The 14,865-nt window shown below is 28.0% G+C and carries 14 protein-coding genes; all 14 read right to left on the bottom strand.

Annotation, left to right across the window (positions count from 1 at the left end; genetic code table 11):
* Nucleotides 1-747, bottom strand: a 747-nt coding sequence (locus tag VJI95_RS07020; protein ID WP_324010833.1) for a MalY/PatB family protein, incomplete at its 3' end; no start/stop codon positions are given.
* A gap of 28 nt (nt 748-775) precedes the next feature.
* Nucleotides 776-1,954 carry a methionine adenosyltransferase gene (gene metK / locus VJI95_RS07015; RefSeq protein ID WP_324010831.1) on the bottom strand — a complete coding sequence of 393 codons (1,179 nt, stop codon included), beginning with the start codon at nt 1,952-1,954 and terminating at the stop codon, nt 776-778.
* Between the two features lie 10 nt (nt 1,955-1,964).
* Entirely contained in the window at nt 1,965-2,438 is a 474-nt protein-coding gene (gene ispF, locus VJI95_RS07010) for a 2-C-methyl-D-erythritol 2,4-cyclodiphosphate synthase (protein ID WP_323998574.1), read from the bottom strand.
* Between the two features lies 1 nt (nt 2,439).
* Entirely contained in the window at nt 2,440-3,126 is a 687-nt protein-coding gene (gene ispD, locus VJI95_RS07005; RefSeq protein ID WP_323998572.1) for a 2-C-methyl-D-erythritol 4-phosphate cytidylyltransferase, read from the bottom strand.
* A 177-nt stretch (nt 3,127-3,303) separates the two neighbouring features.
* The gene (locus VJI95_RS07000; protein ID WP_323998571.1) at nt 3,304-3,729 is read right to left on the bottom strand and encodes a rhodanese-like domain-containing protein; all 426 of its coding nucleotides are present in this window, start codon (nt 3,727-3,729) and stop codon (nt 3,304-3,306) included.
* 100 nt (nt 3,730-3,829) lie between these two features.
* The gene (locus tag VJI95_RS06995) at nt 3,830-5,041 is read right to left on the bottom strand and encodes a glycosyltransferase family 4 protein (protein ID WP_324010829.1); all 1,212 of its coding nucleotides are present in this window, start codon (nt 5,039-5,041) and stop codon (nt 3,830-3,832) included.
* Between the two features lie 146 nt (nt 5,042-5,187).
* The gene (gene rpsT, locus VJI95_RS06990) at nt 5,188-5,460 is read right to left on the bottom strand and encodes a 30S ribosomal protein S20 (RefSeq protein WP_323998569.1); all 273 of its coding nucleotides are present in this window, start codon (nt 5,458-5,460) and stop codon (nt 5,188-5,190) included.
* A 137-nt stretch (nt 5,461-5,597) separates the two neighbouring features.
* Entirely contained in the window at nt 5,598-9,893 is a 4,296-nt protein-coding gene (locus VJI95_RS06985) for a PolC-type DNA polymerase III (protein ID WP_324010828.1), read from the bottom strand.
* A 1-nt stretch (nt 9,894) separates the two neighbouring features.
* Entirely contained in the window at nt 9,895-10,950 is a 1,056-nt protein-coding gene (ispG, locus tag VJI95_RS06980) for a flavodoxin-dependent (E)-4-hydroxy-3-methylbut-2-enyl-diphosphate synthase (protein ID WP_324010827.1), read from the bottom strand.
* Nucleotides 10,950-11,981: an RIP metalloprotease RseP gene (gene rseP / locus VJI95_RS06975; RefSeq protein WP_324010825.1), complete on the bottom strand. Its 1,032-nt coding sequence runs from the start codon at nt 11,979-11,981 to the stop codon at nt 10,950-10,952. Before rseP ends, ispG begins: the two co-directional genes overlap by 1 nt.
* Complete coding sequence (locus tag VJI95_RS06970; protein ID WP_323998565.1) at nt 11,981-12,763, bottom strand: phosphatidate cytidylyltransferase; 783 nt, start codon at nt 12,761-12,763, stop codon at nt 11,981-11,983. The genes rseP and VJI95_RS06970 overlap by 1 nt, the downstream gene beginning before the upstream one ends.
* Nucleotides 12,763-13,479, bottom strand: coding sequence for an isoprenyl transferase (locus VJI95_RS06965; RefSeq protein WP_324010823.1), 717 nt, complete (start codon nt 13,477-13,479; stop codon nt 12,763-12,765). Before VJI95_RS06965 ends, VJI95_RS06970 begins: the two co-directional genes overlap by 1 nt.
* Nucleotides 13,479-14,036 carry a ribosome recycling factor gene (gene frr, locus VJI95_RS06960; protein ID WP_323998563.1) on the bottom strand — a complete coding sequence of 186 codons (558 nt, stop codon included), beginning with the start codon at nt 14,034-14,036 and terminating at the stop codon, nt 13,479-13,481. Before frr ends, VJI95_RS06965 begins: the two co-directional genes overlap by 1 nt.
* Before the next feature lies 1 nt (nt 14,037).
* Complete coding sequence (gene pyrH, locus VJI95_RS06955; protein ID WP_323998562.1) at nt 14,038-14,751, bottom strand: UMP kinase; 714 nt, start codon at nt 14,749-14,751, stop codon at nt 14,038-14,040.
* Between the last annotated feature and the right edge of the window lie 114 nt (nt 14,752-14,865).

The following is a 14,865-nucleotide window of genomic DNA, read 5'->3' as shown; positions in this document are numbered from 1 at the left end:
AGCAAGACCTGCAATATTAAAAGTTTTACTAGGTGCAGTTAAAGTAACTGTATTATATAAAAAGTCGTCATTAAGAGATGCAATTGGTAAATGTTTGTAATCCTTAAGAATTAAATCTCCATGAATCTCATCTGAAATCATTAGTACATTGTGTTTTCTACAAATTTTTCCATATTTTTCTAATTCTTCTTTTGTCCAAACTCTTCCGACTGGATTATGTGGATTACATAATACACTTAATTTTACATTATTATCAATAATTTTCTTTTCAAAATCGTCAAAATCAATAACATACTTATCTTCTAATTCAATCAATGGATTTTCAACAACGACTCTATCATTTAGAGTTATGGCATTAAAGAAAGGTGGATAAACCGGTGTATTTATAATAACAGCATCTCCCACTTTTGTATTGTGCAAGATAGTATTTGCTATTCCAGGTACTACTCCTGGAACTGGAACAATCCATTCCTTCTTTATATCCCAATTATTTTTTTCTTTTTGCCATTTGATAAATGATGAAAAAAACTTTTCACAAGGACAGTCATATCCTATTACTCCGTTTGATATTGGTTCTTTTAAAGCTTCTAAAATTTCATCACAACATTTAAATTCCATATCGGCTATAGACATAGATAAAATTGAATGATCATTCTTTGGTGCACCTGCAGAAATCATATTATTCCATTTTTCAGCATGTGAATTTTTTCTGTCTACATATTCATTAAAATCATAACATCTTCCCATAATAACATCTCCTATATATTTACTTAATTTATATTAATTTTTTAATATCTTCAACTCTGTTCAATTTTTCCCAAGGCAAATCTAAATCATCTCTTCCAAAATGACCATAAGCGGCAATTTGACGATAAATTGGTCTTCTTAAATCTAGAATATCAATAATCGCAGCAGGTCTTAAATCAAATACTTTATTAATTATTTCAATAATTTTATCATCTGAAATTTTTCCTGTACCAAAAGTATCTACATAAATAGAAAGGGGCTTTGCTACACCAATAGCATAAGAAATTCCTATTTCTAGTTTTTCACAAATTCCACTAGCAACAATATTTTTTGCAATGTATCTTGCCATATATGCTCCAGATCTATCTACTTTAGTTGGGTCTTTACCAGAGAAAGCTCCCCCACCATGTCTTCCAAAACCACCATAAGTGTCAACTATTAGTTTTCTTCCAGTCAACCCTGAATCTCCCATAGGTCCCCCAATTTCAAATCTACCTGTAGGATTCACATAAATTTTAGTGTTTTCATCAATTAAATAACTAGGAATAACCTCGTCAATAACAAATTCTTTTATATCTTTTTGAATTTGTTCTAATTTAACTGAAGGACTGTGTTGAGTAGAAACAACTATTGCCTCTATTCTTGACGGAACTCCATCTATATACTCAACAGTAACCTGACTTTTACCATCAGGTCGTAAATATCCTAATATATCATTTTTTCTTACATAAGATAGTCTTTTTGATAATTTATGAGCTAGAGTAATTGGCAACGGCATAAATTCATCTGTTTCTGTACAAGCATAACCAAACATCATACCTTGATCTCCTGCTCCAACAGAATTATACTTATCTTCATTACCATTTTTATATTCTAATGCACTATCAACACCCAATGCTATATCTCTTGACTGCTCATTTATACTTGTTATAACTGAACAAGTTGAAGCGTCAAAACCAAACTTAGCTCTAGTATATCCAATTTCTTTTAAAACATTTCTAACTATACTCTGTATATCAACATATTGAAAAGTTGTAATTTCACCAACAACCATTACAATTCCTGTTGTTGTTAAAGTTTCACAAGCTACTCTCGCAACAGGATCAACTTTTAAAATTTCATCTAAAATTGCATCAGAAACCTGATCGCATATTTTGTCTGGATGACCTTCAGTTACAGATTCAGATGTAAATAAAACTTTCTTCATCTTTCCCTCCTTATATTTTCTCAAGTAATACTACCGCTTGAGAAGAAATACCTTCTTCTCTTCCTTCAAAACCTAAATGTTCTGTTGTAGTGGCTTTTATACTTATATTTTCTATATCAGTTTCTAAAACATTTGCAATATTTTTTCTCATTTCAATAATATAACCCGATAATTTAGGCCTTTGTGCAGATATTACACTATCTACATTTCCAATTTTATATCCTTTTTCTTTCATAAGCCTGACAACTTCTTTAGTCATAATCAAAGAACTAATATCTTTATATTTTGGATCATTATCAGGGAATAACTTTCCAATATCTCCTAAACATAAAGCTCCAATAATTGCATCATTTATAGCATGAACTAAAACATCTGCATCACTATGCCCTAAAAGACCTTTTTCATGATCTATTTTAACTCCACCAATTATTAAATCTCTACCAACTACTAATTCATGAACATCAAAACCAATTCCTATTCTCATATTAAATGCCTCTTTCTAATAATAATCTTGCATAATATATATCTTCTATAGTTGTAATTTTTATATTTGAGTATTCTCCCTCAACAAGTTTTACTCTAACATTCAACTTTTCTACAACAGAAGAATCATCAGTAACAAAACCACATTCTTCAAAATATCTTTTGTATCCATCTATAATAACTTCTTTTTCAAAAGCCTGAGGCGTTTGAATATTGTACAGTGAACGTCTATCGGGAGTTGAGACAACTTCAAAATCAGAAGATATAAACTTCATTGTATCTTTAGTTTTAACTCCTGTAATAACAGCTTTATAACTATCTAATTCATTTATTACATTTAAAATATTTTGTTTACTAACAAGTGGCCTAGCGCCATCATGACAAATTACAAAATTTGCCTCATCAGATACTTTTAAAAGTCCATTAAAAGTAGACTCCTCTCTTGAAGAGCCTCCTTCAACTAATTTTATCTTTAATGTATATTTTTTAATTATATTATTAAAGTCCTCAAAAAACTCTTTCTTAGTAACCAAAATAATCTCAAATATTTCAGATATATCAGTAAAAGCACTAATAGTTCTTTCAATTACAGAAATTCCACATAAGTCTAAAAAAATTTTATTAGTACTTAATCCCATTCTACTTGAAGAACCAGCAGCAACAATTATAACAGAAATTTGTTTTGCCATAACTTCACCTCAAGTTATATTGTATCACATTTGAAATTTATTTTCTATATTTTTAATGGTAAAATTTATGAAGTAAAAAGAAATGAAACCCCTAACAAATAATAATTGGATTTTAATAAGAATCCTAAAACACTGTTATTTCACAATAAAAGCGATGAATTTTCATCGCCTTAAAAATTATTTTACAAGTTCATATTTATATTGTTTAACACCTTGTGCATTGCTAACATTAGTATAACCTAATTTTTTTAATTTTTCTAATGCTTGTCCACTTCTATTTCCAGTATTGCAATATAAAATAATTTTTGCATCTTTTTTTGTTACTTTAGACTCAATATCTTTTTCAATAGTTTCCAATGGAATATTTATCGCATCTTTAATATGTCCTTCATTATATTGTTCTGCAACTCTAACATCTATAACTGTAGCACCTTTCTTTTGTTCTTCTAATAGAGTTTCACCTTTCATTAAATCTGATGATTTCTTTTCATCTTTCTTTTCAGTTTGTTTATCATTTGCCTTATTGTCAGATTTAGAACCACAACCTACTAAAGTTGTTGCTGTAACTAATGATAAAAGCAATAGTTTTGATAATTTTTTCATTAATTTACCTCCAAAAATATAATCAACAAAATGATACCATATATTTTAAATAAAGTAAAATAATTTTTTCTTATTAATATATAATATCAATAAATATTTTCTATATAACTGTATTTTTTATGTTATCACAGATATTTTTCCAACTGAATTGAATCATTTTAGACGGAAAATCTTGTTCATAATTATTATTATACAAATTATTTATTTGATTCTCCAAAGCCATACTAAGTCTTAAAATATAATAATTTACCTCCGTTTCCATTACTTTATCAGTATCATATAAAACTGGCATTTTTACAAATTCAATATTTTTAGATTTTGTAATATCTTCGCCAACAAAATTGATAAAATTTTCTAGTTCGTTCATAACAACCTTTAATCCACAAGCCATAGCTTCAATTGTTACTAGTGAAAGACCTTCATAAAACGAAGGCATCACAAAAATATCACAGGATCTAAACAAATCCCCTATTTCCCTCATATTCATATATCCATATAATTTAACTTTATCAGAAAGCTTTCCAGAATAAGAAATAATCTCCTCATATTCTATTCCTGTTCCACTTCCAGCTAAAATCAATTCTACATTATATTTATCCTTTATTTTTTCAAAAGCTTTAAGTAAATATATAATTCCTTTAGCTCTACTAAATTTTCCTGCATATATTAGTCTTATTTTAGCATCTTTAGAATAAGTTTTATTATAATCTGTATAATAAAAATCTAAATCATATCCCCCACCAATAACATAAACTTTATCTTTATTATAATTAAATACATTAATAATTTCTTCTTTTTGCTTTTCTGACAAGCAAAAAATTCCATTAAGTGTGGGAATATTGTCACAAATAAACTTTTTATGTATGTCATTTTTATAAAGTTGTCTTAAATCCGTTCCATGACAAAACGCAAAAACTTTACATTTTAAATCAAGACTTGCAACAATAGATGTCATTATATAGAGATGATTTGTAAAAATAATATCTGGTTTAAAGTTTTCAATGATATTTGTTATTTTATTTATAAAAACATTTATATATCTTTCTAAGTTTTCACCAACTAAGTTTGAAAATAAAAAGGATTCATAAGGCATTACATCACTCATCCCGACTACTGGAAATGGCAATTCTTCACTTTTAAATTTGATAATTTCATAATCATCAAAATTAACTTCCACAATATCATCTTTATTCATAGCACATAAAACCTTTTGAGTAAAATTCATAGCTTTGAAGTTTTTATATACTTCTGACAAATAGACTCCACTACCTGTTTTTGAAGGATATTGACTAATTAAATGTAAAATTTTCAAATTTATAACTCTCCTTATAATACAACTTTATAATCCAAAAAATAGATTTTAAGGTCTTTTTGATATTATATCATATCAATAAATAAATGTAAAAAAAAAGCTCCACACGGAGCAAATATAGTGTGTTGGATCCATACACGCTATATTTACGCTTGTGTTGAAGCATCATGTAATTTTTTACTTAATTTACTTACTTTTCTAGAAGCAGCATTTTTATGAAAAACACTGTGTGCAGTAGCTTGTTTAAGTCTTTTATCAATCTTTCTTAACAACTCATTAGCTAATTCCAAATTGTTTTCTTCTATTGCTAATTCAAATTTTTTAATATAAGTCTTTATTTCAGATTTTCTACTTTTATTTTTAAGAGTTTGTTTTTTAGTAACATCAATTCTCTTAAGTGCTGATTTAATATTTGCCATCTCATTCACCTCCTCAAAAATAACAGTAATATTATACTACAAACATATAATTTTTACAAGCCCTATGTTTAAATAATTGGGTTAACTTTGTATTGTATATCTAAGAATAACTGAGATAATAAAATCTCAGTTATTCTTTACATAAAGTCAAATAAACTTACTTGATTTGTTTGTTGTAATTTACTTAAAACTCCATGCTCTTTTAAGGATTCTAATGCATTTTTATTTATTTTTGTTCTTTCTTGAAAATCTTCAATAGATATAAATGGTAATTTTCTAACCTCTTCATATATAGAAGTTGAATTGACATCACTTACAAAATCTAAAGCTCTAAATGGTGGTAAAATTTTACCTTTACCATCAATTAAAAACCTTGAAGAATCTGATTTTTCCAAATCTACTTTACTTGCAACAATTCCCCTAAGGTACATTTCTTCTGCAACTTCAAGGATGTCATATACATCTTGCTCTTTTTGAGATGCAGATTTTCCTAATTCGTTTATTTCTTTCATTTTAGACTGTATTGCAGATAGCCCTTTAAATATTAAATTACCAGGATAGTTGTCTATTTTTGTTGTAAAATATGTGGCATAAAAAGCTTCAGGATAATGAACCTTAAAATATGCAATTCTATAACTCATCATTACATAAGCCACCGCATGAGCTTTAGGGAATAGATATTTAATCTTTTTACAAGAGTCAATATACCATTCTGGTATCCCATTATTTCTCATATATGTTTCAGTTTCTTCATCAAGACTTTTCCCTTTTCTTACTGTTTCCATTATTTTAAATGAACGTTTATTTTCAAGGCCTTTAAAAATTAGAAATGTCATTATATCATCTCTAGTACAAATTGTTTCATTTAAAGGTATTCCTTTTTTAATAAGTTCTTGTGCATTACCTAACCATACATCAGTTCCATGTGATAGTCCTGATATTCTAATGAGTTCAGTTAGAGTTTTTGGTCTCGTATCAAGTAACATCTGTCTTACAAAATTCGTACCGTATTCAGGTATTCCTAAAGTTCCAACTCCATCTTTGTATTTATCATCAATAAATTTCAAACTATCTGTTGAATAAAATATATTCAAAGTGTCTTTGTCGTCCATAGGAATATTTAAAGGATCTACCCCTGTTAAATCTCCTAAATGTTTAATAATAGTAGGAACATCATGGCCAAGTAAATCTAGTTTTAAAATTCTCCCACTTATTGATTTATAACTAAAATGTGTTGTTTTTGTTTCAGAAGTTGAATCATCTGCAGGATATTGTATAGGTGTAAAATCATAAATTTCTTTATTATGTGGTACTATCATTACTCCACCCGGATGTTGACCGCTAGTTCTTTTTACTCCAACTATCTTTCTAACATATCTTCTAATGTTGCCTGCTGTAAGTGAGAGTTCATTTTCTTCAACATATTTTTTTACATAACCAAATGCTGTCTTGTCAGAAACAGTCCCAATAGTCCCAGCTCTATATACTTTATCTGATCCAAATAATTCTTCTGTATACTTATGACAAGTTGATTGATATTCTCCTGCAAAATTTAAGTCAATATCAGGTTCTTTATCTCCATCAAAACCTAAGAATACTTCAAATGGAATATCATGACCTTCCTTCATCATATTTATTTTACATTCTGGACATTCTTTATCTGGCATATCCACTCCAGATTGTCCACTATATTGATCATGGAATTCTGAATGTTTACATTTAGGACAAATATAATGTGGAATTAGTGGATTAACTTCTGTTATCCCAGCCATAGTAGCTGCAAAAGAAGACCCTACCGACCCCCTTGAACCTACTAAATATCCATCATCATTAGAACGCCAAACCAATTTTTGAGCAATTATATATAAAACCGCATAACCATTTTTAATGATTGATCCTAATTCTCTTTCAAGTCTATCTTCAACTATTTTAGGTAAATTTTCGCCATAAATAGATTTGGCTTTATCATAACATATTTTTCTTAATTCTTCATCAGCGCCTTCAATAAAAGGTGGAAATGTCCCATTAGGAATTGGCAAAATGTCATCAAGCGTATCTTTAAAAATATTAGTATTTTTTACTACAACCTCATATGCTTCATCTTCCCCTAAATATGAGAATTCACCTAGCATTTCATTCGTAGTTCTATAATAAAAAGAACCTTCTTTTTCAAGATTTTTCTTTCCTTGACCATATAAGATTACATTTCTAAAAATATAGTCATTTTTATCAAGATATTTAACATTTCCAGTTGCAACTACTAATTTATCTAATTTCTTTCCGAGCTCATAAATCTTATTATTTATTTCTTTTAAATCATCTATGCTTAAAACTTTTCCTCTAAAAAACAGATGTTTTAAATTAGAAATTGGTTGAATTTCAAAGAAATCATAGAATTTGGCAATTTCTAATATTTCTTCTTCACTTTTTTCTTCTATGAATGCTCTGAAAAGTTCTCCATCCCAATTTCCTGAACCTATTAAAAGACCATCTCTATATTCCTTCAATCTTGATTTTGGAAAACCTGCGACTCTTCTAAAATACTTCATCAGTCCTTCTGAAACCATCTTATAAAATCCGCTTAAGGCTTCCATTTTTTTTACATATATTATTGAATTATATGAAATATTTTTTGCGATAGGCCATTTTGTTTCAATATTATTTATATTTTCATCAAATACTTTTCCATCTTTTTCTATCATTTTTATAAGTTCTAAAAGAATTCCTGAGCAGGCTTCAGCATCAAAACTTGCCCTATGATGATTTAATAATTTTACCCCTAATTCCTTACATAATGTATTAAGTTTATGATTTTTTAAATTTGGTAATACAGCTCTAGCAAACCCCATTGTATCTATAAAAGTGGGATCAAATTCAAGATTTAATCTTTTACAATTAGTTTTTATAAATGAAATATCAAATTCTGCATTGTGTGCAACAAAAACTGCATTTTTAGAAAATTCTAAAAATTTTGGCATAATTTCGGCTATCAAAGGCTTATCTACTACCATTTCATTGGTAATACCAGTTATTTCAGTTATTTCTTGAGTTATTTCTTGCTCTGGATTTACTAACTCATTAAAATACTCAACAACTTTCCCATTTTCAACACGAACTGCTCCTATTTCTGTAATATTGTTTTTTAAATGCGAAAGACCAGTTGTTTCAATATCAAAAACTACAAAAGTATCAAAATTTACTCCATCTTTATAATTATATAAAATTCTTGGATTATCTTCTAACAAATTTAATTCTAAACCATATAAGGCCTTTATATCTCCATTACTGAACAAATCCATCATTTGTGGATACGCTTGAACAACTCCGATATCAGTAACTCCGACAGCAGTATGTCCAATTTCTTGTAATCTTGACTTTAATACTTCCAAATTTACACATCCATCAAGAGCACTCATCTGTGAATTCAAATGTAATTCAACTCTTTTTTCAGGAGCATTATCCACAAATATATGTCGTGGTGCTTCTTCCATTCCATCAATCATCATAGAAATTCCCTTTGCATATTGATCATATTCAACTCTACCTACTGCTGTTACATAAATTCCGTTTGAGATTGATTTAGAATTTATTTTATCAGAAAAAATTTGTAGTTTTTTATCATCTAAAAACAATTTACAACTCATTGCAGAAGTTTCATCTTCAATATCAAATAAAGCTAATTTTTTGCCACTTTTTAACTCTCTAATATCTAAAGAATAAACTCTTCCCTGAATTTTACAAAAACCACTATTTTGATCCAAATCAGAAATTTCTAAAATTGGTTCTTTATCTGAAATTTTTTTACCAATTTTAAATTTTTCTTTTGATTCATCATTTTCTTTAATTACTTTAACTTTTTCAGTTTTATTATCTTTTTCTTTTTGAATTTCTTTTCTTTTATTTTCTAATTTGTTTTCCAATTTTTCAGAACTTTTTTCTTCTCTTGTAAATAAACTATTTAGCATTAATATTTCAATATCTTTATTGTATTTTTCTGAAATAAATGATTTTAAATCATTTAAAAATGAATTCGAAATTAGTTTAAATCTACAAATAGAGTCGGATATATATATTTCTATATAATCCTCTAAAAAATTTATTCTATCATTATTTGTAAGAGTAAAACCATGATTTTCCAATAATTTTTGTACTTCATTTACAAATTCATCATAGTTTATATAATAGTAATAATCATATGGACATTCTGATTTTGAAAAACTCTGAACTGAGATAGCCACTTCTCTACCATTAAATAACTCATGTAGTTCTTTATCTAAAACTACAAGTTCTTCTATTCCAACTTCATCGGAGTTTGTAAGTAATCTAAAATCTATTTTTTCATCACCAAAAACAAACTCATCAATAATAAAATCTTCTGATAAGCTGTAATTTTTTCGTTGTGAAAAATAAAAACTTTTTAAACTCCTATACATACTATTCCTCCAATTTATTAATTTCATTAATCAATTCTTTAAGTAAGTCTTTTTCATCTACTTTTTTAATAATTTGTCCTTTTTTGAAAATTAACCCTTTTCCATTTCCACCTGCAATTCCTAAATCTGCTTCTTTTGCTTCTCCAGGACCATTTACAGGACAACCCATTATTGCAATTTTAAAGTTTTTCTTAATATGTTTTAATTCCTTTTCTGCCTGTTCTACAATATTAATTAAATCAATTTTTGTCCTTGAACAAGTAGGACATGAGATTAAGTCAATTCCATCTTTTAAAAGTCCTAATGAACGTAAAATTTCTTTTCCGACTCTAACTTCTTCAACTGGATCTCCAGTCAAAGACACTCTAATAGTATCACCGATTCCTTTTGCCAAAATAATACCAAGTCCTACTGAAGATTTTATAGTTCCTCTAAAATTTGGACCAGCTTCTGTAATTCCTAAATGTAGTGGATAATTACATAAACTACTTAAAAGTTCATAAGATTCAACACAAATAGGAACATTACTTGATTTTATTGATATTTTAATTTGGCCAAAATTTAGTGATTCTAAAAACTCAACCTGATCTAAGGCACTATAAACTATAGACTCTTTATTAACTCCATGAAACTTATCAATAAATTTTTGATTTACAGATCCAGAATTAACTCCAACTCTTATTGGAATATTATGATATTTGCAACATTCTACAACTTCTTTAACTTTCTTTTTTCCACCAATATTTCCAGGATTAATTCTTAAACAATCAGCTCCATTTTCAGCTGCCATTATTGCAAGTTTATAATCATATTGAATATCTGCAATAAAAGGTATTGACGTTAAGGATTTTATCTTCTTAATAGCTAAAGCGTCGTCTAAATCATTAACCGCTGAACGACTAATGTCGCAACCTTCTGTTGCAAATTGATTAATTTGCTTTACAGTTGAATCAACATCCTTTGTTATTGTATTTGTCATTGATTGTATAGAAATAGGAGAACCACCTCCAATAGGCATGTTCCCCACATAAATTTTCTTAGTTATTTTTCTTTCCATTAATTTGCTCCAAAAATTCCTAGTCTTATTACATCTTTAAATGATACAAATAAAATAAGACCCATTAAAAATATAAATCCTATTGTATGAATTAAACCTTCTTTAGACCTTGAAACTGGTCTACCTAAAATTAATTCTATAAACAAGAAAACTAATCTTCCACCATCCAAAGCAGGTATTGGTAACAAGTTTATAAATCCTAAATTCACACTTAGAAAAGCAGTAATGTATAATAATGAGTATATACCATTACTAGCAGCACTACTTATTGCTCCAACTACTCCTATAGGTCCAGATAGCTGTCCTACTCCAACTTTTCCAGTAAATAATTGTCTTAAAATATCAAACATAGAACTTATAAAATAAAAAAATGTATTTAAACTTTCTTTCACTGACATTAGCAAACTTCTTTCTAATTTTGATGTAACACCTAAAACTTTTTCACCAGAATTTTCAAATTTTACTAAAATATCTATTTCTTTATTTCCTCTTATTACTTTAACACCAGTTTCTTGCTTATCTAATTTTGAGAGGCTTGTATGAATATCCTTCCAAGATTTTATTTCATAATCTCCAATACCTATAATTTTATCTCCCGGTTGTATCCCACATTTAAGAGCAACAGAATTTTTTTTGACACTCTCTACAGTTGTTGTTTGATGTCCTCTAATTGCAAACAGCGAGAAAAGAATAACAAATGCCAATATAAAGTTGAACAAAGGTCCAGCAAATATAGTTAAAATTCTTCCGCCTATTGTTGCACCATTAAAGTGTCCTCTTTCTGAAAAATCTAAATCCTGTTCTTCTTCGTTTTCATCTTCACCCTCCATAGCACAAAAACCACCTAATGGTAAGGCTCTGATTGAATATAATGTATCACCTTTTTGTTTGCCAATAATTTTTGGCCCCATTCCAACAGAAAACTCATTAACTTTTATCTTTGCTCTTTTCGCAAAAATAAAATGTCCAAATTCATGAACTACAACTACAACCATAAATACTAAAAGTGCTACTATTATTTTTATAATCATTAAATACTACCTCCAAATATACAAAAAATAATATAAACCAAAGGCGTCACAAACACTATACTGTCAAATCTATCTAAAAATCCACCATGTCCTTTGATAATATTACTAAAATCTTTTATTCCTATTTCTCTTTTTATTTTCGATGCAAATAAGTCTCCTAATTGAGCAACAATAGAAAGAATTATTCCTGAAACAATTATAAAAACAATATCAAATTTTAAAACAAAAAAATTAAATACATTTAACAGTATAAGAGACCCAAAAATCCCACCTAAAGAACCTTCTACCGTCTTTTTTGGACTTATACTAGGATATAACTTTCGCCTTCCAAAAATTATTCCAAACAGATAAGCAGATGTATCAGTTCCCCAAGAAGTTAAAAATACAGCCCAAAGAAGATTATTTTCTCCAAGTCTTAAGAAAACTCCCATAGGAACTGAAATATATATAAAAGAGAACAACAATTTTCCTAAGTTTTCAATATTAATTTTATTAAAAAATAAATAATAAATAGAAACAACAAGAAAATACAATGAAAAACAAGTTAATACTAAACTTTTATTTGAAATACCTATAGAGTACACCATTGCTATAGAAAACAATATACTAAAAGAAATTATAAATAAATCATTTAACTTAAATGTCCTAAATAATTCAATTAAGCATAAAACTGTAATAGTCATAGTGTAACCCATAAGTGCATATCCTTTAAGCCATATACATATAAAAGATATTATTAACATCAATACTCCACTTATAGTTCTATTGATAAAGCTAGTCATTAAATTCCCCCAAATCTTCTATTTCTATTTTGAAAATCATATATAGCCTCATACAAATCATTAGCATAAAATTCAGGCCACAAAGTATCTGTAAAATAAAACTCAGAATAAGCTAACTGATAAATTAAAAAATTACTTATTCTCTTTTCATTTCCAGTTCTTATCATTAAATCAACGTCAGAATTTTCTTTTGTATATAAATAATTCTTAAAACTTTCTTCATTCAAATTGTCTATTGAAAATTTACCTTTTGAAACATCATCAAATAAGTCTTTTATAGAAGAAATAATTTCTGCCCTACCGCCATAATTTAATGCGATATTCAAAACCATTCCTGTATTGTTTTTTGACTTATCTATACTATTGTCTAGTAACTTAACTATTGAACTTGGTAATCTACTATAATCTCCAATAACTCTAAAAATAATATTATTTTCTAAAATTCTTTTTAATTGAGAATTTATATAAATAACCAAAATATTCATAAGACCTTTAACTTCATCTTTAGGTCTTTTCCAATTTTCAGTCGAAAAAGCATACAAAGTTAGAGTTTTAACCCCTATTTTACAACACTCTTCAACAATATCAACTACTCTATTCATTCCCTCTTTATGTCCAGCAATTCTGGGCAAAAATCTATTATTTGCCCATCTTCCATTGCCATCCATAATAATACCGATGTGTTTTGGTATATTTGTAAAATCTATATCTTTCATTAAATTTCCATTAACTCTTTTTCTTTTAATTTTGTAATATCTTCAACTTTTTTAATAAATTTATCTGTAACTTTTTGAACTTCTTCTTCAGCTTGTCTTAATTCATCTTCGCTGATTTCCTTATCTTTTTCTAGTTTTTTCAATTTATCAAGTCCATCACGTCTCAAATTTCTAATAGCAATTTTGGCGTTTTCTCCATATCCTTTTACAACCTTAACTAATTCTTTTCTTCTATCTTCAGTTAAAGCTGGGAAAGGTAATCTTATAACTTTTCCATCATTAGATGGAGTTATACCTAAATTTGATGCTAAAATAACTTTTTCTATAGGAGTTATCAAAGAAGCATCCCAAGGTTGAATTACCAATAATCTTGCTTCTGGAACAGAAATAGATGCAACTTGTTTAATTGGTGTTTCTGTACCATAATAATCAACAGTAAATTGATCCAATATTGTAGGATTTGCTCTACCAGCTCTTATTGTTGTTAATTCTGTTTCATAAGACTCTATTGATTTTGACATTTTTCTTTCTAATTCATTAATTATTTCTTTATGCATTTTATTTCCCCCTTACTATTGTTCCTACCTTTTCGCCCTTTACTACTGAAACTAAATTTTCTGGATTGTCAATTCCGAATACAACAAGTGGAATATCATTATCCATACAAAGAGAAGTAGCAGTAGCATCCATTATACCTAATCCTCTATTTAAAATTTCTATATATGTTAACTCTTCAAATTTCTTTGCATCTTTAAATTTATTTGGATCTTTATCATATATGCCATCAGTTCCTGTTTTACCAAGTAAAATTACATCTGCTTGCATTTCCGCTGCCCTTAAAGCTGCAGTAGTATCAGTTGAAAAATATGGCATACCTGTTCCTGCACCGAAAATAACAATCCTCCCTTTTTCAAGATGACGTTCAGCTTTTCTTTTTATGAAAGGTTCAGCAACTTCATGAACATTAATTGCTGTCTGAACTCTTGTAGGTACTCCCATATTTTCAAGTGTAGCTTGTAATCTTAAAGAATTTATTATAGTTGCAAGCATACCCATATGATCAGAAGTTGAACGTTCTATTTTTTCACTTGAACGACCTCTCCAAAAATTTCCACCACCAACTACAATACAAACTTGAATACCTAAATCATATACATCTTTTACTGATTTACAAATTTTTTCAATTGTTTCATCATGGAGTCCATGTCCAATTCCACCAGACAAAGCTTCTCCACTAAGCTTAATAACTACTCTTTTAAAATCTAAATCCATAAGATAGTCTTTCTCCTTTAATTTTATACAATAAGTGTATCATTTTTTTATTATTTTTTCAATCTTTTTGTAACTAAATTTAATATAATGATATTATTTTAATTTGATTTTTAT

Origin of the sequence: Parvimonas sp. C2 (assembly GCF_035282405.1) — a bacterium.
Taxonomy (GTDB): Bacteria; Bacillota; Clostridia; order Tissierellales; family Peptoniphilaceae; genus Parvimonas.
Note: the sequence above shows the minus strand (reverse complement) of the source record. Positions and strands in the feature narration are given on the sequence as shown.